The organism is Longitalea arenae, assembly GCF_016924755.1.
Lineage (GTDB): Bacteria > Bacteroidota > Bacteroidia > Chitinophagales > Chitinophagaceae > Niastella > Niastella arenae.
Genome location: NZ_JAFFJX010000005.1, coordinates 367383 through 390535 on the forward strand (window position 1 = coordinate 367383; position 23153 = coordinate 390535).

General features: G+C 46.7%; 18 protein-coding genes. 8 read left to right on the forward strand and 10 right to left on the reverse strand.

From position 1 onward, the window contains the following. Window positions 1-198: 198 nt before the first annotated feature. Entirely contained in the window at window positions 199-1233 is a 1035-nt protein-coding gene (trhO, locus tag JT717_RS14165) for an oxygen-dependent tRNA uridine(34) hydroxylase TrhO (protein WP_205511136.1), read from the forward strand. A gap of 229 nt (window positions 1234-1462) precedes the next feature. On the opposite strand, the gene JT717_RS14170 is transcribed toward trhO, so the two are convergent. Next, entirely contained in the window at window positions 1463-2575 is a 1113-nt protein-coding gene (locus JT717_RS14170) for a lactonase family protein (RefSeq protein WP_240348085.1), read from the reverse strand. 85 nt (window positions 2576-2660) lie between these two features. Here JT717_RS14170 and JT717_RS14175 point away from each other — a divergent pair, with 85 nt between their 5' ends. Then, window positions 2661-2873: a hypothetical protein gene (locus tag JT717_RS14175; protein ID WP_205511137.1), complete on the forward strand. Its 213-nt coding sequence runs from the start codon at window positions 2661-2663 to the stop codon at window positions 2871-2873. Between the two features lie 68 nt (window positions 2874-2941). Here JT717_RS14175 and JT717_RS14180 read toward each other — a convergent pair whose 3' ends face one another. Further along, window positions 2942-3871: a phosphoribosylaminoimidazolesuccinocarboxamide synthase gene (locus JT717_RS14180; RefSeq protein WP_205511138.1), complete on the reverse strand. Its 930-nt coding sequence runs from the start codon at window positions 3869-3871 to the stop codon at window positions 2942-2944. Window positions 3872-4016: 145 nt separating this feature from the next. Between JT717_RS14180 and JT717_RS14185 the strand changes: the two genes are divergently transcribed. Beyond that, complete coding sequence (locus tag JT717_RS14185) at window positions 4017-6932, forward strand: TonB-dependent receptor (protein ID WP_205511139.1); 2916 nt, start codon at window positions 4017-4019, stop codon at window positions 6930-6932. A 145-nt stretch (window positions 6933-7077) separates the two neighbouring features. Here the strand turns inward: JT717_RS14185 and JT717_RS14190 are convergent, their stop codons facing one another. The 6 genes from JT717_RS14190 to JT717_RS14215 form a co-directional block, all read right to left on the reverse strand. Then, window positions 7078-7935 (reverse strand): ATP-binding cassette domain-containing protein, encoded by an 858-nt coding sequence (locus JT717_RS14190; RefSeq protein ID WP_205511140.1) that lies wholly within the window; start codon window positions 7933-7935, stop codon window positions 7078-7080. A 1-nt stretch (window position 7936) separates the two neighbouring features. Further along, window positions 7937-8713 carry an ABC transporter permease gene (locus tag JT717_RS14195; protein ID WP_205511141.1) on the reverse strand — a complete coding sequence of 259 codons (777 nt, stop codon included), beginning with the start codon at window positions 8711-8713 and terminating at the stop codon, window positions 7937-7939. A gap of 119 nt (window positions 8714-8832) precedes the next feature. Next, the gene (locus JT717_RS14200; RefSeq protein WP_205511142.1) at window positions 8833-10629 is read right to left on the reverse strand and encodes an OmpA family protein; all 1797 of its coding nucleotides are present in this window, start codon (window positions 10627-10629) and stop codon (window positions 8833-8835) included. A gap of 23 nt (window positions 10630-10652) precedes the next feature. Next, window positions 10653-11762, reverse strand: a complete 1110-nt coding sequence (locus tag JT717_RS14205) for a hypothetical protein (protein WP_205511143.1) — start codon at window positions 11760-11762, stop codon at window positions 10653-10655. A 21-nt stretch (window positions 11763-11783) separates the two neighbouring features. Then, window positions 11784-12494 (reverse strand): hypothetical protein, encoded by a 711-nt coding sequence (locus JT717_RS14210; RefSeq protein WP_205511144.1) that lies wholly within the window; start codon window positions 12492-12494, stop codon window positions 11784-11786. Between the two features lie 536 nt (window positions 12495-13030). Next, on the reverse strand, window positions 13031-13813 hold the full coding sequence (locus tag JT717_RS14215; protein ID WP_205511145.1) for a (Fe-S)-binding protein: 783 nt from the start codon (window positions 13811-13813) through the stop codon (window positions 13031-13033). A gap of 140 nt (window positions 13814-13953) precedes the next feature. Between JT717_RS14215 and JT717_RS14220 the strand changes: the two genes are divergently transcribed. Continuing rightward, a complete protein-coding gene (locus tag JT717_RS14220; RefSeq protein WP_205511146.1) occupies window positions 13954-15495 on the forward strand; it encodes a S10 family peptidase in 1542 nt (513 codons plus the stop codon). 115 nt (window positions 15496-15610) lie between these two features. Here JT717_RS14220 and JT717_RS14225 read toward each other — a convergent pair whose 3' ends face one another. Then, complete coding sequence (locus JT717_RS14225) at window positions 15611-16027, reverse strand: winged helix-turn-helix transcriptional regulator (protein ID WP_240348086.1); 417 nt, start codon at window positions 16025-16027, stop codon at window positions 15611-15613. 171 nt (window positions 16028-16198) lie between these two features. Between JT717_RS14225 and fabF the strand changes: the two genes are divergently transcribed. The 4 genes from fabF to JT717_RS14245 all read left to right on the forward strand — a co-directional run bounded on the left by fabF (window position 16199) and on the right by JT717_RS14245 (window position 21761). Next, window positions 16199-17440: a beta-ketoacyl-ACP synthase II gene (gene fabF, locus JT717_RS14230; protein ID WP_205511148.1), complete on the forward strand. Its 1242-nt coding sequence runs from the start codon at window positions 16199-16201 to the stop codon at window positions 17438-17440. A 278-nt stretch (window positions 17441-17718) separates the two neighbouring features. Continuing rightward, window positions 17719-18360 carry a carbohydrate-binding family 9-like protein gene (locus JT717_RS14235; protein WP_205511149.1) on the forward strand — a complete coding sequence of 214 codons (642 nt, stop codon included), beginning with the start codon at window positions 17719-17721 and terminating at the stop codon, window positions 18358-18360. 408 nt (window positions 18361-18768) lie between these two features. After that, window positions 18769-19644, forward strand: coding sequence for a DUF6089 family protein (locus tag JT717_RS14240; RefSeq protein ID WP_205511150.1), 876 nt, complete (start codon window positions 18769-18771; stop codon window positions 19642-19644). A 194-nt stretch (window positions 19645-19838) separates the two neighbouring features. Continuing rightward, entirely contained in the window at window positions 19839-21761 is a 1923-nt protein-coding gene (locus tag JT717_RS14245; RefSeq protein ID WP_205511151.1) for a menaquinone biosynthesis decarboxylase, read from the forward strand. Between the two features lie 117 nt (window positions 21762-21878). Here the strand turns inward: JT717_RS14245 and JT717_RS14250 are convergent, their stop codons facing one another. After that, window positions 21879-23108 (reverse strand): ABC transporter permease, encoded by a 1230-nt coding sequence (locus JT717_RS14250; protein ID WP_205511152.1) that lies wholly within the window; start codon window positions 23106-23108, stop codon window positions 21879-21881. Between the last annotated feature and the right edge of the window lie 45 nt (window positions 23109-23153).

A 23153-nucleotide genomic window follows, 5' to 3' on the forward strand; every position in this document is an offset into this window, starting at 1 on the left:
ATAGTTTATGGTTTGTAGTTACTGCCGCGCTTTTGGATCACCTTGTTTTCTCAACAGGCTGCATGTTAGGGAAGAAGGATCTATCGGGAGATTTCGAATGAATGAACAACAAAGGACAAACCATAAACCACAAACAATTTGTATTTTTGCACCGTTTAAAATTTTTGACTGCCCTGCAAGCGGTCGCAAAAATTAATTATGGCAGCTTTACATAACCGCGTCTCGCAGAAGGAGTTGAAAGAACGTTTGTACCAGGAAACTGAACCCCGTACTACCATTTCCTTTTACCAGTATTTCCCCATCGCCGAGCCTGAAGTTTTCCGCAACGAACTGTACAAGCACCTGGATGCTTTAAAAGTATTTGGCCGCATTTATGTAGCCCACGAAGGTATCAATGCGCAGATCAGTGTGCCGGCAGGCAATTTCGAGGCCTTTAAGAACTATTTGTATTCCATAGAGCCCCTGAATGGACTGCGCCTCAACATTGCGGTAGATGATGACGGCAAATCGTTCTGGGTGTTGAAGATAAAGGTGCGCGAAAAGATCGTGGCCGATGGCATTACGGATGAGACCTTTAGCATGAAGAACAAGGGGAAATATGTGAATGCCGAGCAAATGAATACCCTGCTGAACGATCCGGAGACCATCGTGGTTGACATGCGCAATCACTACGAATATGAAGTAGGCCATTTTGTAAAGGCCCTCGAAGTGCCGAGCGATACCTTCCGCGAGCAATTACCCATGGCAGTCGATATGCTAAAAGAACAGAAAGACAAAAATATTATCATGTACTGCACCGGCGGGATCCGTTGTGAAAAAGCCAGTGCCTACATGCTGCATCACGGGTTTAAAAATGTGTTCCACCTTGAAGGCGGCATCATCAACTATGCCCAGCAGATCAAGGAAAAGGGGCTCGACAGCAAATTCATTGGAAAGAACTTTGTGTTCGACAACAGGCTGGGCGAACGTATTACGCCCGATGTGATCGCCAGATGCCATCAATGTGGCCAGCCGGCCGATACACATGTGAATTGCGCCAACGATGGCTGTCACCTCCTGTTTATCCAATGCGAGCATTGCCGCCAGCAATACGAAGGCTGTTGCAGCAAGGAATGCCAGGATTTCATTCATTTGCCTGAAGAACAAAGAAAAGAACTGCGTAAAGGCATCGATAAAGGCCGGAATATCTTCAATAAATCACGGCACCGTTTGCGGCCGAGGCTGGGAAAGTGAGCGCCAGGGATGGTCAATGGTGAATGGTGAATGGCCAATGGTGAATGGCCAACTGCCCATTGCCAATTGCCTATTGCCTGTTGCCAATTGGGAACTTCCAATTGCCCATTGCCTATTGTTTTATTGCAAACTGCAAACTGCAAATTGCCCGTTGCCAATTGGGAACTGCCAACTGCCAATTGCCAATTGCCTATTGCCCGTTGCCTATTGTTTTATTGCAAACTGCTTACTATTCCACCGCCGCCCACTTTAAACAAACGGGGTTTCCCACTTCAATGCGTTTGCCGGTATCGGTGAGCAGACCCGTCTTTTGATCGCGCCGGAAGATCACGATATTATTGGTTTCCTGGTTAGCTACCAGTAACAAATTACCTGAGGGATCGATGGTAAAATTCCGCGGCACATCGCCTTTGGTAGATTCATAGCCGACGGTCTTGAGTTTTCCGCTTTTGTCGATCGAAAATATAGCGATGGTATTGGCAGGCGTGCGGTTCGAGGCATACAGAAATTTGCCATCGGGCGAAACATGGATATCTGCCGACCATTTCTTACCGGTAAAATCAGCCGGGTACGACGAGATCTGTTGAAAAAGGGTCAGTTTTCCATCTTTATACTTATAGGCCGATACGGCGCCACCCATTTCGGTTATAAGGTAGGCCAGTTTGCCATTGGGATGAAAAGTGAAATGGCGCGGTCCAAACCCTGCCTGGCTGGCAGCAAAAGGCACAGGAGCCGGTTCTGCTTTACCGCTGCCTGCATTGAAGGAATAGATCATCACTTTGTCAATGCCAAGGTCAGGCACAAAAAGGTATTTATCATCAGGCGAAAAAACGGTAGAATGCACATGCGGTTTTTCCTGCCGTTCTTTATTAACGCTGCTGCCGGTATGTTGAACAGTGTTGGGCGCTCCCAGTGTTCCATTGGCCATAATGGGCAGGGTAGAGAAGCTGCCCCCGGTGTAATTGGCCACCGCGACCCATTTACCGGTTTTGTTTACCGCCACATAACAGGGATGGTCACCACCGCTGCTTTGTTTATCGATATATTTGAGGGAGCCATTGCTTTTATCGAACGCAAAAACCGACACACTACCTTTGTCGCTGGCGTCTTCATTCACGGCATACACAAACTTTTCATCGGGCGAAAGATCGAGGTAGGAAGGATTGGCAGCTTTCGCCTGGCTCACAAAATGAATTTCACCGGTTTCGGTATTCATTTTATACACATAGAGGCCTTCGCTTTTTCCCCGCGTATAGGTTCCAATCAATAAATATTGGTTCATTTGGCAATCGCTGATTATAGGAAGCGCAAGCAATAAAATATTATACCAGATCATTTTCATACAGGGAAGTTACGGAGCCTGGCAATTTTCACCCCAGTCATGGCATGAAAATTTTTGCACTTATTAAGAACTAAAACTTATAATTATGCCAAACCGCAAAACAGACAGCAGGGGATTCGCTTCTAACGAACCGGATCAGGAGAGAGATATGGCGGCCAAAGGAGGACCTTCTACCGGCTTGGGTAGAGCAGATGCGAAACACGGAGTTGTTTCGCCGCACACAGGGCACCTTCAAACACAAATTGCGGCTAAAAATAAAAAGGGAAAGAACGACAAAGCCGACAAGAAACGGAAGTGAGGTTAAATGAGCTGACCAGTTGACGGGTTAAGTAATTAACCTGTCAACTGGTTAACTTATCGGTGTTATCAACTTTTGAACTGAGTGAGTTCTTTTTCTATCCGGCTGTATGTTTCTTCTTCTGTAAGATCCTGCGGTACGAACTTCTCGCCAATTACCTTTTCATACAGTTCGATATACCGTTGGGAAATGGTGTTGATCCATTCGTCGCTCATGTCAGGAACGGTTTGTCCTTCCTTGCCCATAAAATTGTTGGCAATAAGCCATTCACGTACGAACTCCTTGCTCAGCTGCTGCTGGCGTTCGCCGGTCTTTTGCCTTTCTTCGAATCCATCGGCATAAAAATAGCGGCTACTGTCGGGCGTATGGATCTCATCCATCAGGTAAATGGTATCACCGATCCTGCCAAACTCATATTTTGTGTCTACTAATATCAATCCGCGTTTGGCGGCAATTTCTTTACCGCGTGCAAATAATTTCAGCGTATAATCTTCAAGTATAGCCCATTCTTCGGCGCTGGCCAGGCCGCTGGCAATTATTTGTTCTTTTGAAATATCTTCATCGTGGCCTGCTTCTGCCTTGGTGCTGGGCGTAATTATTGGAGTAGGAAAATAATCATTTTCCTTCATGCCTTCCGGTAAAGCTACACCGCATAATTCGCGTTTACCGCTGGCATAGGTACGCCAGGCATGACCTGTTAAATTACCACGCACTACCATTTCAATTTTAAATGGTACGCATTTTTTGCCGATCGAAACATTGGGCGCCGGTACCGATACTAACCAGTTGGCACAAATGTCGCGGGTAGCCTGCAGCATATATGCAGCTATCTGGTTTAATACTTGTCCTTTATAAGGGATGGGGCGGGGCAGTATCACGTCAAAAGCAGAGATCCGGTCACTGGCAATCATTACGAGCCACTGATCGTCAATGGTATATACATCTCTTACTTTGCCTCTGTAAAAGTTGGTCTGCTGCGGAAATTGTAATGATTTCATGGGCCGAAGATACCAGCGATGTAGAAAATCATGAAAAAAAAGAATTCCCGAAATATCAACAAAATCAACAAGATGTGATTAAATAAAATTTTCTGTTGAAAATTACAAGTCGTATTTTGCTCTATAACCATAAAAACTCCATGCTATGAGTAAATGCCCTCGTTGCCTGGCAGCTTTATCCTTGCTCTTGTTATTTACGATTGCTGCCAATGCTCAAACCACTACTATTTCGGGTACTGTCCGGAATAGTACAAACAAAGAATCCGTTCCCTTCGTTACCGTAAACATTAAAGGAACCAGTGCTGGTACCTTTACCGATGAAAGAGGAAATTTCAAGCTAACCACTTCCCATGCACTTCCCATCACCCTTGTATTTTCGTCTGTAGGTTTTACTTCGAAGGAAGTGCCGGTATCCAATGCCGGAAATATCGATGTAGACCTTGAACCTGGCTCCAGTTTAGGCACTGAAGTGGTCATTTCGGCCAGCCGCGTTCCTGAACGCATTCTTGAATCACCCGTGTCTATTGAACGCATGAATGTGGGCGCCATTCGCGCTGCCGCTGCACCGAATTATTACGACCAGGTAGCCAATCTGAAAGGGGTTGATCTTACTACTTCCAGTCTTACTTTCCGTACGATCAGCACCCGTGGTTTTAATGGCAGTGGCAATCTGCGTTTCAATCAGCTGGTAGATGGCATGGATAACCAGGCGCCCGGTTTGAATTTCAGCGTGGGCAATATCATTGGGCTTACCGAGCTGGATGTTGATAACGTAGAACTGTTACAGGGCGCCTCTTCGGCACTCTATGGTTCTGGCGGTATGAATGGTACGCTGCTGATGACGAGTAAAAGTCCATGGAAGAACCAGGGACTAAGCTTCCAGGTAAAACATGGGTATATGCATTTTGACGATCCTGCGCTGGACAATGCTACTCCGTATTACGACTGGTCATTGCGTTATGCCAAAAAGATCGGCGAGCGCTTTGCTTTTCGCATCTCCGGCCAGTTCATCAAAGCCGATGACTGGCAGGCAACCGATTACCGGAACCTGCAAAGAAATAATGTGTTCAGCTCATTGAAAGAGGGTGACCGCACTTCAGATCCTAATTACGACGGCGTGAATGTGTTTGGCGATGAGGCCAGCGCAAGTATGAATGCTTTTGCCCAGGTCGTTCGGGCCCAGGTGGCTGCCAATCCCTCTGCCGGACCAGCCCTGGCCGGCTTGGATGCCATGATCGCAGGCGGTATGACGCCGCAGCAGATCGCAGCTACCTGGCAGGGAAATCCCCTGTTAGCGCCATTAGCGCAATATCTGCCATTCCTGATCCCTACGAGCGGCGCTCCCAACAACCCTTACCGCGGTACTTTTGGTACGCAGAACGTAAGTCGCACAGGTTATAATGAAAACACGCTGGTTGATTATGATACCTATAACGTAAAGGTATCCGGCGCCCTCCACTATAAGATAACAGAGAACATAGAAGCCATTCTGATGGGTAACTGGGGAACCGGTACTACGGTATATACGGGGGCCGACCGTTACAGCATCAAGAACCTGAAAATGGGACAATACAAGCTGGAGGTGAAAGGCAAGAACTGGTTCTTAAGAGGTTATACCATCCAGGAGAACTCAGGCGATGCATACACAGCAACCACAGCTGCCGTCGCCATTAACCGCACCTGGAAATCAGATCAAAACTGGTTTTCACAATATTCCGGAACCTATGGAGCAGCCCGTTTGGGCATTTTACCAGGAACAGGTGGTGCTGTATTGCCCGATGCTACGGCACACACCACAGCAAGAACTGTAGCTGATGCCGGACGTTTTGCACCCGGCACTCCTGAATTCAAAGCAGCATTTGATAGTGTGGTAAATGTATCTATCAGCAAGGGCGGCGCTAAATTCGAAGATGCTTCCGATATGTATCATTTCGAAGGACAGTATAATTTTTCGGACCATATAAAGTTCGCTGAAATACTGGTAGGCGCCAGTTTCCGCCGTTATGTATTGAATTCGGCCGGAACCATTTTTGCCGATACCACCGGCTCAATAGGCATCAATGAAGTAGGCGGTTATGCGCAGGTATCAAAATGGGTTATTGACGATCGCCTGAAGTTGACCGTATCGGGCCGTTATGATAAAAATGAGAACTTCAACGGCCGCTTTACTCCACGCGCTACAGCCCTCATTAAAGTGGCAAAAGACAACAGCTTCCGGTTGTCGTATCAGCAGGCTTATCGTTTTCCTTCGACGCAAGACCAATGGATCAACCTGCGTACGCCAGCCAGTGTACTGATCGGCGGTTTGCCAGACTTTTATAACTATTACAATTTTGGAAACAGTCCCGCATACACGGCAGAAAGTATCACCAGATACAGAATGACTGGCAATCAGAACGACCTGGTTATAGCTGAATTTGGCACCCTGAAGCCTGAGATCGCTAACTCTTACGAGATCGGTTACCGGGGTTTGCTTACCTCAAGCCTACTGGTAGATGCTTATGGATATTACAGCCGTTACCAGGACTTTTTAGGCCGTAAGGCAGTAGGAAGATCAACAGGCGGCAGCACGAATAAACAAATGTTGTTAAGTCCGTTCACGACCGATAACTACTCGTTTATCTTCAACTCAGAAAATGTGGTGAAAGCCATTGGCTGGGGGGTAAGCGTGAACTATAACTTTAAAAAAGGCTACCAGTTTGGGCTAAACGTTTCCGGCGATCAGTTGCAGGATGTAGATTCAGGGCTGGTGACTTTCTTCAATACGCCTAAATTACGTTTCAACGTAACACTGGGTAATGAAAAAGTAAATGGCAGCAACTGGGGCTTTAATATTCTGTATCGCTGGCAGGATAATATGTTGTGGGAAGGGACTTTTGGAACCGGTGATGTGGATTCATTCGGATCATTGGATGCGCAGATCAGTTATCGGCTGCCGAAGATCAAAAGCCTGATCAAATTGGGCGCCACCAATTTGCTCAATAACTATTATACCAGCGCCTTTGGTAATCCCAGTGTAGGCGGTTTGTACTATGTGAGCTTTGGGTATAATGTGTTTTAGAATAATTTGTAAAGTTTCTTACCGATCCCGATCAGTGCAACTGATCGGGATTTTTTGTGCCTTTTCGAATGTAACGGTTATCCCGATCCCCGGATTGTATCAAGGGGTATTCATGGTTGAGCCCTTCGGGATACAATTCCTGCCATCAACTCCTCAACATGATCTCCTTCACCTGCTTCACACAATCCAGGTGCTGGCTGCTAAAACCATCCTGCCAGGCAAGTCCCATTTGCTTCAGGTCGAAATGATGTAAGATCGTGGCAATAGCGCCTAACTGCCCATTCTCTTCCTGTTTGTAACCGAGGATATAAATAGAATCTGCCAGTTCTACAGCCAGCTCGATATCGTGCGTGCTGAACATGATCGTGTTCAGCTCATGGCTTTCATTAATGAGCTGGAACGCTTTTTTTACGCTCATGATGTTCCCGATATCCAAACCCGAAAATGGTTCGTCGAGCACCATATAATGCCCTGAGCTCAGCAGCTGCTCTAATATTGCAGTCCGCTGCCGCTGACCGCCCGATAAAAAGTTAGGATACTGATCTTTGCAGGTTTCAAGGCCCCAATCCTTAATATAATGCATGATCTTGTCATGCTTTTCCGCTTTCGATAAAGTGGTTTTGCGCAGGGCAAAAAGCAGGGTGTCGTAAACAGTTTTGTGCCTGAACAGCGTATATTTCTGATTTACAAAACCTACATCGCCTTCCTGTACCTGTTTGGCAGGTTGTTGGCCGTTCTCGACGGGTTTATTAAGGTCAGGGATCAAGACCCGGCCGGTGGTCGGTTTTTCCAAACCGGTAAGGGCGCGGAAGAGGGTTGACTTTCCACGGCCCGAACGGCCGAGGAATGCGATGATCTGCCCCTGCTGCCGGTTGGCGCGTACGGTATCTTTTTCAGTAATATTTATGTCGCGTATGATGGTTCTATCGCCATAGGAAACGCTCAGGTTCTCTACATGCAGGATCACTCCTTTTTGTTCATAGGCTTGGGTGGCGCTTTGCATATCAGAAGGTTGAATACTTGAATAAAGATTTACGGGTAACACGAAGGAACCAGTCGAGTAAGAGACCTACGAGCAGGATCACGAGCTGTAATGCCACGATGCGGCCATGGTTCATGAATTTGTCGCTGTTCTTGATCAGCACACCCAGCCCGCCCGCTGCCACTAAGATCGATTCAACGGTCACCAGCATCATCCAGGTCATGGCCAGGTTCTGGCGCAATACATCGATCACATAATCCAGGCGTCCTTTGATGATCACTTCCCACAACACTTCCCAGCGCGTGCATTTAAGCGAACGGGCATGATCAATTTCTTCCACTGGCACATCTTTTAAAACAGCCAGCAGCGATGTAATGAAGTAGAGGCTCATAAATATTACCAATACACTGATCTGCATAGTGCGCGCATTGCTTACCAGCATGGCTAGGTAAAACGTAATACCTGTAAGCGGCAGGTAGCGTAATTTACTAAGGGTATTTGCCAGCGGTTGCAGAATGGGCAGGGGAGAAGCGTAGACGAGTAATAAAGAAACCAGTATCGAGTAGATAGTCGCCTGTAGGCAAAGCGCCAGCGAACTGCCCACATGTACTACCAGGCCTTCCTGGTACAGGGACACAAAACCATCCCATACCTGGCCGGGTGTAGGGAACAAATGTTTGCTGCCCGAGGTGGAAAAGATCCAGTACGCAAACAGCAGCGCTATCCACACTACGAAGATGATGTACCGTTCTTTATGGGCGATTATTTCAAACGGCCTGATCCAGTTCTTTGGTTTCATAAGATAGTTTTAAGGGTTGACCTGTATGGTGAACCATCGTTGACTGACCTGTCAGGTACAGAAGTGCACACGACAGGTCAAGCTAAAACAGTGCACCTGACAGGTCAGCCCGATCAGGTTTATTTAAGAAGTGTGATCACTACCCTGCGGTTCTTGGCTTTACCGGCAGCGGTGCTGTTATCGGCAACAGGCTCATCCTGGCCTTTGCCATCTACTTTCTGGAACCGGCTGGCGGGTATGCCTTTCTGGATCAGATAGCTTTTTACAGCTTCGGCACGGGCCGTAGATAAAGAATAATTGGCGTCCTGGGTGCCACTGTTATCGGTATGGCCTACCAGTTCGAGTTTTGAATCTTCTGCCTGTACCAACAGGTTATAGATCTGTTCCAGTACATCTTTTGCTTCGGGGCGAACAGAAGCTCTGCCCACGTCGAAATTGATGCGCCATTCACCGGAGGCCATTACACTGGTTGCTTTTTTATAATAGTCTGTAGTATAGGTAGCTCCTGCGTCGATATTCGTAATTCCTTTCAGGTAAGATACGTTCACCGCTTCTTCGTAGGGCACTATCCGTTTTACATTCTGGTTAAAGCCACCGGGATTCAGTTCTTTGAGGTAACGAGAAACCTGGTCGTAAACGGCTTTATAACGGTTTACACCATCGGTTGCTCCAAAATACTGGTTGCAATCGGCCAGGTTGAATACCCGTGAACCGCCCATGTTATAGGAAATACCTCCTTTTTCTCCCTGCTGGCCTTTGAACATAGTGTACCAGTAGTCGCCGTTTTCCTGTTTAAAATTGGCGGCTGCTGCTTCAGCTGCTTTTTTACGCCAGCTGTCGTATTGCTTCATCTGGTTAGTGGCCAGGAAAGTTGCTTTGAAGATATTGGCTACAAGTTCCTTATTGGCGTCTGCAAATTGTTTCAGTCCGATCACCGTTGTAGGCATCTGGTTGTTGAATTCCCTGGTAGAAACCACATCGGTAAAACCGTTCAACGCATCGAAGACCATTTTATCGCCGGGTGTCCAGGTAGCGCAACCATCAATTTTTTTGTTGATCGTTTTGCCGGTGAGTTTACCGCCTTTTACTTCTTTTAACGGAACGGTATAACCCTGGGTTTGCGATTTGATCAGCGCTTTAGACGCTTCAATATAATCGTCATTTTCAGCGGCCACAAAATTCACGGCTTCGGCATCGTATGTAGATGGGTCAGGATTCACTTTCAAACCATTGGCAAAGGCATAGTTTACGGCTACTACCCAGTCGCCATCGCCAATTACCGTCGAAATAAGGGCGCCTTTCATAGACTGCGGGTTCATTTTCCAGCTGGGCGGACCAATCACTTTGTCTTCACCGTAGCTGATGCCGATAGCACCCAATACCTGTAACTGGTATTTACCGGCGCCATATTTATCGTCGAGCGCCTGTTGGGCAGAGCTGATATAAAACGGAGCACCATCACCCATGATCATGATGGCAGCCACCCCTTCTTTCGGGGTATTATTTCCCTTGTCGAATTCTTCAACAAATTTCATTTGCTGGTTACGCAATTCCGACAACCAGTCCTGGCGGATCAATTCAAGATTCACCCCGTTCTTTTCCATCAGTGAACCTTTGGTGGTTTTGGAACCGCCGTTGGCCACAATGATGCCAGACTGTGCATTCCACGCGTAACCGGCTATACGTATCAGTGGTTTTGATGCTACTTCTGAAGATGCTTCTGCTTCCGGCAGCGGCAATTCAGCTGAAGTAGTTACGTTGTTTACATCTTTATCAGAAACATCCAGTTTGTCGAGCGATTTGGATTCATCTACACGTAAGCCTGGACTTAAAAAGTAAACAGCGCTACCTATAGCGCCGGCTACCAATAACGTGATCAGGGCCTTTGAAAAAAAGGTGAGGTTAGACCATTTCATGTGTTGTTCAGGTGTTGGTTAAATTAATTGAAAATATCCCCGAAGCCTTTGCTTTCCATCTTGTCTTCCTGGGATAATTTATAGTTGGGGTTAGCGTATTTTTTAGATTCAGGAATGGTATAGTTATCCGTCTTGATCTGATCGGCCAGTTTATCGAGCTTCGAGTATAATTCGTCGCTATCCATAGAGTATTGGCTGGTAAGTGAGTCAAGATCGAGCAGGTTCTCCTTGGTAGTGGCGAGGTCGAGCTCGATGGTGTTGGTTACCACATCCAGCGCATATTCCAGTTCCCAGCCCTTGGTGAACAGCATGGCCGACTTCGCCTGCTCAGTAGCATCTTTAGCTGCCTGCGCAAAAGCGTATTCTTTTTTCAGCATGTCGATGCTCACTTCAAAATCGGCGATCTTTATTTCCATGGCGGTATCCACCATATTCAGCTTACGGTCAAGTTTACCGATCACATGTGCCCGGCTGCCGTATTTCCGTACGAGCCCGGTACTTTGGTTCAGCATATGGCTTACACGCTGGGCTTCGCTCAGCGTTTTCATGATATTCGTTTGCAGTTCCACGTATTCATCCGAATCTTTCGCGGCCTGGCCCATTCTACCCTCCATTTCCTGCATTTTGCTTTTGGTAGCTTCTGCTTTGGATTGTAAGACCAATACTTTTTCCTGGAATTCTTTGGCTTCTTTTTCGGCCTTGATCGATTCGTTCTCCATGTTCGATTTAATAGCCTTGATCTTGGCCTTGGCTTCTTTGAACTGCACCCGGTTATTGATCATTTTCTCTTTTTGCTCTTCCAGCTCGCCAAAAGGATCGTATTTGATCAGCATTTTATGAAGCGTTCTGGCCAGTCTCTTTAACGCTTTAACGATCACCGGTAGCAGGATGAAAAAAGCGATCACCAGCACTGCTGCCGCAATAGCGCCCAATGCCTGGCCTATCCAGGTAAATACAATAGGTAAAATAAATTGATACAAGCCCCAGGCGATCGTGCCAAGCAATACCAGGGCAATTACAGTGGCAATACCTTTTTCTCCTTTACGCCAGTTCTTAGGGTTAAACGTGATCTGGCTTTTTTCAAAATGCTTGAGAATAGGCAGCTCAAGCACCTTACTGGATTCAGTAGACATTGTTGTTGGTTTAAAAATTTGTTAGGGTTTAATATATTTCAGGATCCCTTCTTTAATGATATTGAGCTTGTCTATGCTTACTTTCCGGGCCATATCGTTGGCCATTAGTTTTTCGCGGATGCTTTTTTCCTGGGGATAGAAATTTTCATCTGTTTTGGTGAGCGCAGCTTTCTTTTGATTGAGCTCTGCTTCCAACTGCTGCAATTCTGCCCTGAGCTGGGAAAGCCGGGTAGAACCCGCATCTATTTCACGCTGCAGTTTATCTTTATCAGCGCTCTTTTTTTCCTGCAGGGCATGTAACTTTTGGTTTCCCTGGCTAACATACTGCCCATGCACCTCGTTTATTTTGCTTATATAGAACTCGGCATCGGTCATCAGCTTTTGCGCAGTAATGGTCTTGTCGAGCGACTTCGCCATCTGGTAAGCTAACTGGTAGGTATTTTCGTTGGCATGTCCGATGCTGGTGATCGCTTTATAAAACTCGTAGAAATCGTAGCCTGGCATGTTGATGGAATCGAGGCCTGATTCATACACATCAAGCACTTCCTGCACACCAGGATCAACAGCTGCAGATGGGGGAGCAGCTTCGGCGCCGGTGCTGGCTTTAAACGAAGAAGTATCCGTAACGGGAAATGAAAAAGATTCTGCGGCAGTATCTTTTTTAGGGGAATCTTTTTTTTCAGTCTCGGATTCGGTTTCTTTTACAAACAGGCTTTTCCAGTTCTTAATCATGGATGATAAGGGTTTACTTAAGGTATCTTAAAAGGATCAATATGTATTACTACAATCGATCCTGATCTTATATTATAGGATAATAAGCTGTTCAATAAATACCCGGTATTTATCAACAACTTTTTTTCCCTGATTAAATGTGCCTACTGGTTAAATATCGATGCAATGGTAAACTATACAAATATACACATGCGTACTCAAAACGCACTGGATTACGCTTTATTGTAATATCACCTGACCTAATGTTGCTTTGATATTATTGATAAAAATAAAGTGATGTTATGGCCGGCCTCATTTTTTTCAGATCGCCGACAGCTATAAGTAGTTAAGCTTTACAAAATGTTACAAAAGCAGGAGATGATTATTTGAAGATTTTTTTTAATTGCCTATTGACTATTGCGTTTTGCGTATATACTATTTCCTCTTGGGTATTGCCTATTGTTAATTGTCCATTGCCAATTGTCTATCGGCTTTTGCCGCGCAGACGTGTATCTAATTATCACATTAGTAAATTATCACATTATCACATTATCACATTAGCCTTCCATACTGGCCGCTACCAGTTCTGCCACATCAAATACCTTTACCGAATCTTCCTGCTCCTTTTGTTTTACACCATCGGTAAGCATGGTATTGCAGAAGGGACAGGCGGCGGCTACAATAGGCGCTTCTGTTTCCAGGGCTTCCTGGATGCGTTCCTGGTTAATGCGCAGGTTGCCTTTTTCTTCTTCCTTGAACATTTGTGCGCCACCGGCGCCGCAGCAAAGCCCTTTCGAGCGGCAGCGTTTCATTTCCACCAGTTCTGCATCCAGTGCTTCCAGCACTTTACGCGGCGCGTCATAAATATCATTGGCCCGGCCCAGGTAACAACTATCGTGAAAGGTAATGCGCTTTCCTTTGAATGAACCACCTTCCCTCAAAGTGATTTTGCCTTCATCGATCAGTTCTTGTAAAAAACTGGTATGATGGATCACTTCATAAGTGCCGCCCAGTTCAGGGTATTCATTTTTCAGGATATTAAAGCAGTGCGGACAAGCCGTTACAATTTTTTTAATACCATAACCATTCAGTATTTGAATGTTTTGATACGCCATCATCTGGAACATGAATTCATTGCCGGCCCGGCGGGCGGGATCACCCGTACAGCACTCTTCTTTTCCCAGCACCGCAAAATTGATCCCTACTTTGGTAAGAATGGTGGCGAAGGCTTTGGTTATCTTTTGCGCCCGCTGGTCAAAACTTCCCGAACAGCCAACCCAAAACAATATGTCCGGCGGCGTGCCGGCGGCGATCATTTCAGCAACAGTGCGTACTTGCATGTGGTATACCGGTTTATGTGCCTCAAATATAAGGGAAAGGGCGGCTAATTCATACATATTGACCACCTGTGTATTTGAGAACCCGTTTGTTAGCTAAACGGTTAAATTTGATAACTTTCCATCAGAACAACTACATCATCATGAGAAAAAAACTATCTATTCTTTTCAGCGCTGCCTGCCTCTGTATCTTATCAGTGCAGGCGCAGAAAAAGGCGGAGGCTGGCCCGCAACCGCCAAAAGTGCAGCCAAAAGGCGAAAAAAGCGACCATACCGTTCGCCTGGCGCTCGACAGCAGTGTGACCACTTCCAATGTGGTTACTATAAAAGGACAACGTGTGCCCTACACGGCAACGGCCGGTTCCCTGCCCGTTTGGGATGAAAATGGCAAACCGCTCGCAGGCGTGTTCTATACCTATTACGAAAGATCCGATGTGAAGGACCTGGGCGCCCGTCCGCTGGTCATTTCTTTCAACGGAGGGCCCGGTACTTCTTCTGTATGGATGGAGATCGGTTATACGGGACCGCGTTTGCTGAAGATCGATGATGAAGGTTATCCCATACAGCCTTACGGATTGCGCGATAACCCGCATTCCATACTCGATGTGGCCGATATTGTGTATGTTGACCCGGTGAACACCGGTTTTTCACGTCCCGCAGATAAGGATATCCCGGGTTCCACGTTTTTTGGCGTCAATGCCGACATCAAATACCTCGCCGGCTGGATCAATACATTTGTAAGCCGCTATAAACGCTGGGCTTCGCCCAAATTCCTGATCGGTGAAAGTTATGGCACTACGCGGGTAAGCGGACTGGCATTGGAACTGCAAAATAACCAATGGATGTACCTGAACGGTGTGATCCTGGTATCGCCAACCGATCTCGGTATTCAACGGACAGGGCCGGTAGATGTAGCGCTTCACCTGCCTTATTATGCTGCAACCGCCTGGTATCACAAGAAACTGCCGGCCGATCTGCAAAGCAAAGACCTTACCGCCATGCTGCCCGAAGTTGAGAACTTTACGGTGAATGAACTGATCCCGGCGCTGTCAAAAGGCGGCAGCCTGACAGACGCCGACAGGAACGCCATTGCCGCTAAAATGGCGCGGTACTCCGGTTTGTCGCAACAATTTATTCTGCAGAACAATCTTGAAGTAGCGCCTTCCGCCTTCTGGAAAGAGCTGTTGCGCGATAAAGGTTATACAGTAGGCCGGCTCGATAGCCGTTACCTGGGTATCGATAAAAAAGATGCCGGTATAGCGCCGGATTATAATGCCGAACTCAGCCACTGGCTGCATGCATTCACTCCTGCGATCAATATGTATCTGCGCGATGAACTGCGTTATAAGACCGATCTGAAATATTATATGTTTGGTCCGGTGAGGCCCTGGGACCGCTCAAATGACTTAACCGGGGAGAACCTGCGCCAGGCGATGGCAATGAATCCTTTTCTGCATGTATTTGTGCAGTCGGGTTACTATGACGGTGCCTGTGATTATTTCAATGCCAAATACAACCTGTGGCAGATAGATGCCGCTGGCAAATTAAAAGACCGCTTGTCGTGGGAAGGTTATCGCAGCGGGCATATGATGTACCTGCGCAAAGAAGACCTGGCAACGGCGAATCAACATTTGCGGGATTTTATTTTAAAAGCGATTCCCGGCGATAAACCGGCGAAATACTGACCCGGGTCCTTCAAGGTGTGTTACAACTTATGTATAGGCGCTAAACGCCGTCAGCAAGGGCATCACGCGAGCGGGATGCCCTTGCTGGTTTAATCCGCGACCTGTAGTTCCCCCTTTAGGCGGTTGGGGAGTGTTCCTTCAATAGTTTCTTCTTCATTTTCTCAACCCTGCGGGGCACACTCTTCCTGGCATCACTTAAAATCATATCCCGGTTTGGATTCAGTTCAATAGTAGCGTATTTCTCCGACCATAATCCAATACTTAAAATGATGGGCAGCAGGTCGATCCCTTTTTCCGTTAAACTGTAGATGATCTTTTGTTTATGCTGGCTGTCTTTTTCTTTCCGGATGATCTTTTCCTTTTCCAGCATAGCCAGCCGGTCGGCCAGCATATTGGTGGCAATACCTTCAGTGGATTGCAGGAATTCGTTATAATACCGTTTGCCAAAGAACATGAGATCGCGAATGATAAGCAGGCTCCACTTATCACCAAAAATTTCAATACCATAATTCAATGGGCAATCCGATCGCATACTGTTACATTTAAAACCACTTGCAAATATAGAGTAGTTTACCGTATCTTTGACACTGCTTGTATTTTGCAAGTGGATGCAAAACACCGAACGCCTGAGGCGGAGTGCGGGCTAACGTTATTGTCGAAAGACGAGCCACGGGAAAATGCAGCAATCTAAAAACAATAAACTATGAACAGAGTGGTTGTTACCGGCATGGGCGCGCTAACGCCTGTTGGCAACGATGTATCAACGTTTACAAAGAATTTATGGGCAGGAAAAAGCGGGGCCGCACCCATTACGCGTTTTAATGCAGAGCGGTTCAGAACGCGCTTTGCCTGCGAGCTGAAAGATTTTAATGCCGCAGCCTTTCTCGATAAAAGTGAATTGCGCAAAACAGATCTTTTTACGCAATATGCGTTGGTGGCTGCAGACCAGGCCATCAGGGATGCCGGGCTCGACCTGCCGGCTATGGACCCCTTTGACACCGGTGTTATTTGGGGGTCGGGGCAGGGCGGTATGCAAACCTTTGAAGAGCAGGTGGCCGAATATGTCGAAGGTGACCGCAATCCCCGCTTCAACCCGTTTTTTGTACCCAAACTCATTGCCAATATGGCTTCGGGTATGATCTCTATCAAACACCGGTTGATGGGTATTAATTATACCACGGTATCGGCCTGCGCCACTTCCAATACCGCTATTATGGATGCGCTGAATTATATCAGGCTGGGTAAGGCGAAGGTGATCATTACCGGTGGTTCCGAAGCGCCGATCACAGAAGCATCTGTAGGCGGTTTTTGCGCCATGAAAGCTATGTCCACCCGCAATGATGATCCCTTAACGGCATCGCGGCCATTCGATGTGAACCGCGACGGATTTGTAATGGGTGAAGGGGCAGGGGCCCTGGTGCTGGAAGACTATGAACATGCCCGTAAGCGCGGCGCCAGAATATATGCAGAAGTGGCCGGTGCGGCCATGACCGCCGATGCCTGGCATATGACGGCTACCCATCCCGAAGGACTGGGCGCTTTTCACGCCATGCGGCTGGCTCTGCAGGATGCCGGCATCGCTGCCGGTGATGTAGATTATGTAAATATGCACGCCACTTCAACGCCGGTGGGCGACCTGAGTGAGATCGCTGCTATTACAAAATTGTTTGGCAACGACCTGGCGGCTGTTCACCTGAGCGCCACCAAATCCATGACAGGTCATTTGCTGGGGGCCGCCGGCGCCATTGAAGCCATCGCCTCTATAGCAAGTATAAACGAAGGTATTATTGCACCAACCATCAATACGGAACAATTGGACCCGGAATTACCGGCCGCTATTCAGATCGTACTGAAAGAACCGCTGGAAAAGAAAGTAGATGTAGCGATGAGCAATACCTTTGGCTTCGGGGGACATAACGGCATCGTTGTTTTTAAGAGAATGTAAGTGGTTAATAGCAAGACCTTGTTATTAAGCGTGTGTTGGGGACAAAGGTGAATGTGCTAATTGGCTAATTTGCTAATGTGCTAATGAAGGGCCATGTATTCAATCAGCACATTAGCACATTAGCAAATCAGCAAATTATATTAGCACATCAGCACATTAGCAGATCAGCACATTAAGTAATTTGAGCGTATCAATCGTTTGCGCAATTTTAGTTTTTCAAATCAATGCTATGGAGTAATTTTTCGCCTTCTTTACAAAAAAGAAGTGGCCCATAGCGTATGAATGCTCTGCAAGTTCCTTATTTGAAGAATCTTGATCAAAATACTCCGTTGCGTGATATTTCGGTTATGCTTGATGGCACGCCAAAGCAGGAATTGGTATATGCTCCCTGGGCCGAATATCCCTATCATCCCCAGGTGCAGTTTTCCATGGCGCATGGCAGCGATGCGGTATTCATTAAATATTTTGTTAAAGAAAAAACCATAAGAGCTGTCAACAATACACTTCATTCACCGGTGTATACCGATAGTTGCGTGGAGTTCTTTATTGGGTTTGATGACGAACCAGCCTATTATAATTTTGAATTCAACTGCATCGGTACCCCTCTCATAGGGTATGGCGAAGACAAACTCAACCGCAGTTTATTGCCACAGGATATTACGCAACAAATAAAGTATAAGTCTGTACTTACGAATGACCAAAGCGGAGAATATATTGGCTGGGAATTAACCTTGCTGATCCCCGTGAGCGCCTTCTGTTTTCATAATATACAATCCTTAAAAGGCCGGAATTGTGTGGCCAATTTTTATAAATGCGGCGATGAACTGCCCGAACCGCATTTTGTAAGCTGGTCGAACATCCAATGGCCCCAGCCCAATTTCCACTTAAGGCAGTTTTTCGGCAGCCTGGTATTTGAATAATTAGCTAATTTGCTAATTAGCTGATGTGCTAATGCGCAGAACGTCCACAATACTACCTTTCCGCCGCCTTGCGCCTAAGAATAGGGTACTGCAGCCTTGTTACTAACACTTCGCCTGTTCCTGAACGCGGTATTTCAATTATCACATTATCAAAATTTATCTCCATTATGTTGCATTCTATTGGCCGGTGCGCGAAGCGCCGGAACATCGGTTTGTGAAGCATTAGGTCATTATCACATTATCGAATTATCACTTTATCACATTATCAAAAAGTCACATTAAGTTTTGGCTTGAATCTTGCTTACCAACCCCCGGTCAAAAATTCCCGTATCTACCCTTTGCCATAATAATCAACTGGATCCGCTATCCCTGGAAACTTCTCAGAAAACATTCATTAAAACCATTTGCATGCGAAAACTTTTGCTCTTGAGCATTTTTTGTCCGGCAATAGCTGTGTCCCAGCAACGCTTTCATGTTACCCTATTCGGCGGACTATCCAATTACGGCGGCGATCTGCAGGATCGCCAGTTTACCTTACAGCAATCGAATTTTGCTTTTGGCGCCGGTATCAAATACGATCTTTCACCACATCTCGCCCTGCGCCTGGCGTATAATCACGGATCTGTTGAAGGAGATGATAAAAAAAGCAGCGATCCCGTATTGCGGGCGCGTAACCTCAGTTATCTGTCTAAGATCAATGAAGGGAACCTGCTGTTGGAATATACCATACTCAATATGGAAGACAGAAAGGTCTCTCCGTTCATTTACAGCGGGATAACGATCTTTCATTTCAACCCATATGCCTATGATACGCTCGGTAATAAGGTTTTCCTGAAACCGCTCAGCACCGAAGGGCAGGGCCTGGCTGAATATCCCGACCGCAAACCCTATAAGCTCACCCAGTTCGCCATTCCGTTTGGAGTGGGACTAAAATTCAGGATCAGTGATAACACCATACTGGCATATGAAGTCACCGTGCGTAAAACCTTTACTGATTACCTGGATGATGTAAGTAAAACCTATGTTGATGAATTTGCGCTTGCTCAGGCCAGGGGTGCAAAAGCGGTGGATATGGCCTTCCGCGGCGATGAATTGAAAGACAATGCCACTACATATCCCGGCGATGGTGCTGTGCGGGGCGGTTCAAAATATAAGGACTGGTACTATTTTACCGGGTTTACCCTTTATATTGGCCTGGGCTCAGGCAGCGGCAGCGGTAAAGCGTTTGGCGGCCGCTACCGCGGCGGAAGAAGGAATCAGCTCGGATGCCCGAAAGTGCTTTAACGCCAATCTGCTAATGTGATAATATCTGATGGAAGTCCGGATGAGACCCCGATAGGGTGCTTCTTCCGGACGTCTCATTTCTATTAATCGAGTAAGCAGCCAATCAGCACATTAGCAAATCAGCAAATCAGCACATCAGCACATCAGCACCAGCACATTAGCTAATTATCACATTAGCTGCTTACCTTTGCGCCATGTCATATAGAAATCAGCAACATTTTATTGATACATTGGAACAGGCGGGTGAACTGGTACGTATCAAATCCTATGTAGACCCCAAATTGGAGATAGCAGAAATTACAGATAGAATTAGTAAAACTACGGGTGGCGGCAAAGCCCTCCTGTTTGAAAATACCGGCTACGATTTTCCGGTGCTTATGAATGCCTATGGCAGCGAAAAAAGAATGTGCCTGGCATTAGGTGTTAAGCACCTCGATGATGTGGCAAAGGAAATAGAAAAATTGTTTCATTTACTGGCTTCGCCCAAAGAAAGCATTATCGATAAATTAAAAGTGCTTCCCAAATTATCGCAGTTTGCCTCCTGGATGCCGAAGGTGAAAAGCGGACGGGGCGCCTGCCAGGAAGTGATCATGGAAAAACCGGATATTTCCAAACTGCCGGTGATCACCTGCTGGCCCAAAGATGGCGGTCCATTCGTGACCCTGCCCGTTATTCACACCAAAGATCCCAATACGAATGTGCGCAATGTGGGTATGTACCGCATGCAGGTGTTTGGACCAACCTTAACGGGTATGCACTGGCACAAGCATAAAGTAAGCGCCCGCCATTTTAATGAATATAAAAAGTTAGGCAAACGAATGCCGGTAGCCGTTGCCCTGGGAGGCGATCCGGTATATGCTTATTCGGCAACAGCGCCACTGCCGGAGAACGTAGATGAATACATGCTGGCCGGTTTTCTGCGGAAGAAAAAAGTGGAACTGGTTAAATGTATTACCCAGCCTGAAATAGAAGTGCCGGCGGATGCCGATTTTGTGATTGAAGGATATGTAGAACCTAATGATGAACTTATCTGGGAAGGGCCCTTTGGCGATCATACCGGCTATTATTCATTGCCCGACTGGTATCCACGCTTTCATATTACGGCCATTACGCACAAAAAAGATCCGGTATACCCCGCTACTATCGTTGGTATTCCACCGCAGGAAGATGCCTGGCTGGGCAAAGCCACAGAGCGTATTTTCCTGGCGCCAATAAAAATGACCATGGTGCCCGAGATCGTTGATATGGATATGCCTATTGAGGGAGTTTTTCATAATCTCGTTATTACAAAGATCAATAAGGAATATGCCGGCCAGGGGCAAAAAGTAATGAACGCCATGTGGGGGGCCGGACAAATGATGTTCAACAAGATCCTGGTGCTGGCCGATGAAGGTGTAAAGATCCAGGATTATGAAAAGCTGGCGCAGTACGTATTTGCCAATTTGAATCCCGCTACCGATATCTATCTTTCGCAAGGCCCCATGGATGTGCTGGACCACAGTTGCAGCAAACTGGGCTTTGGCGGAAAAATGTGCATCGATGGCACCCGGAAATTCGATGAGGAAACCGATCCGGCATTTGAGTTTCCGGTGTTAAGCACAAGATTTGATAAGAAACTACTGCAAGAGCAATTCCCCGAGATAAAAGTGATCAATGATGCCCTGCCGGCCATTCATATTCCCTGTTTGATCATTTCGGTAGAGAAGAACCGCAAAGGCCATATCCGCGAGCTGCATCAGCAGTTATGCGCTACCGGTAATATCGAAGGCATTAAGCTGGTATTGTATGTAGAGCATACGGTAGATGCCAATGACCTGCCGGTTGCTTTATGGCGTTTCTGTAATAATCTCGATCCCCGCCGCGACAGCATCCTGGTACAGGAACCTGCGCGGCAGATCCCCGGTAAAACCTGGGCCTGTATGGGTTTCGATGGTACTATCAAAACAAAAGAGCTCGATGATTTTCAGCGCGACTGGCCGAACATCATTGTAGCAGATGACAAGACCATCGCAGCCGTAGATGCAAAGTGGAATAACCTGGGCCTGGGTGAATTCATTCCCTCTCCCTCCCTGAAATTCAAAGACCAGATGTATGGCGAAGAAGCAATAGTAAGTTAGTTTGTGGTTTGTGGTTTGTAGTTTGTCGTTGTTCAAATGGCAGGCTACCCGCGAATAATCAGACCTTTCGCATCAGCCGTAACCACAAACAACAAACCACAAACCATAAACCGTTTACTATCTAAATTGAATGGCTTTAATAGGCTGTACTCTCTTAATGATTATCGTTGGAATAAGTAACACGAGAAAACAAACTATGAAAGTGCCGGTGTTCACGGCCAGGATCTGCCACCACACGATATCCACCGCCGCTTCTGAAATATAGTAGGCGTCTTCAGGTAATTTAATGAAGCCCATCCTTTGTTGGAGCCAGGCAATGGATAAGCCGCAGATATTACCCAGCAGCAAACCGAAAAAGGTAATAATGGCCCCGTGATACAGGAAAATACCCCGAATCGTATAATTGCGGGCGCCCAGGGCTTTTAACAGCCCGATCATGCGTGTGCGCTCCAGCACCAGGATCAGCAGGCAGGTAATTAAATTCAGGATGGCTATGCCGATCATTATGGCCAGGACAATTAAGATGGTCTTGTTCTGTAAGGCCAGCCAGTCGAAAATACTGGGATAGATATATTTTATCGTGTTGCTCTGCAGCCCGATCGGGATATCGGGCACAATGGCGTCACTCACTTCATCCATCCGGTTATAATCGTGCAGGAAGATCTCATAACCACCTATCAGGTCAGCATGCCAGTCGTTCAGGCGTTGTATCAGCTTCAGATCACCAATGGCGATCAGTTTATCGTACTCTTCAATGCCGGTCTTGAAGATGCCGGCAACGGTTAATTTGCGGGGGCGGGGCGGAGCACCCGGTTGAATAAAATAGATCAGCACCTGGTCATTCGTATCTAATTTTAACAGGTTGGCCGTATAGGCCGAGAGCATGATCTCGTTACTGTAACCACTATCGGTAAACTGTAACCAGCGGCCTTTTACTTTGAATTTATCCAGGTTCCCGAAGTTATAATCCTTTTCTACCCCTTTAAATAAGACGCCTTCAATGGTTTCAGCCGTTTTCAGAATGGCGTTTTTGGTAGCAAATGCCTGAACGGTTTTAATGGCGGGATATAATTTTTTAAGGCCGGTGACCGAATCACTGCGATGGATGGGCGTTTCCTCCGCAATGGCCACACGCGCTGAATAATAGCTTTGAATACGGATATGTCCCCAGAAACTGAATACTTTCTCGCTGATCGTTTTCTGGAAGCCGCTGGCAAAGGTCAGGGTAAGTATCATTACCGTAACGCTGATAACAGTAGCTCCAATTGATAACCGGATTACAAAGCGGGAAAACGATTTCTGCTGATTAAACGCAATTCTACGGGCTATAAAAGCGGCAATATTCAACCGGCATGATTTTTAGTTCGTCAAAAGTAACGCCTCAACATAAAA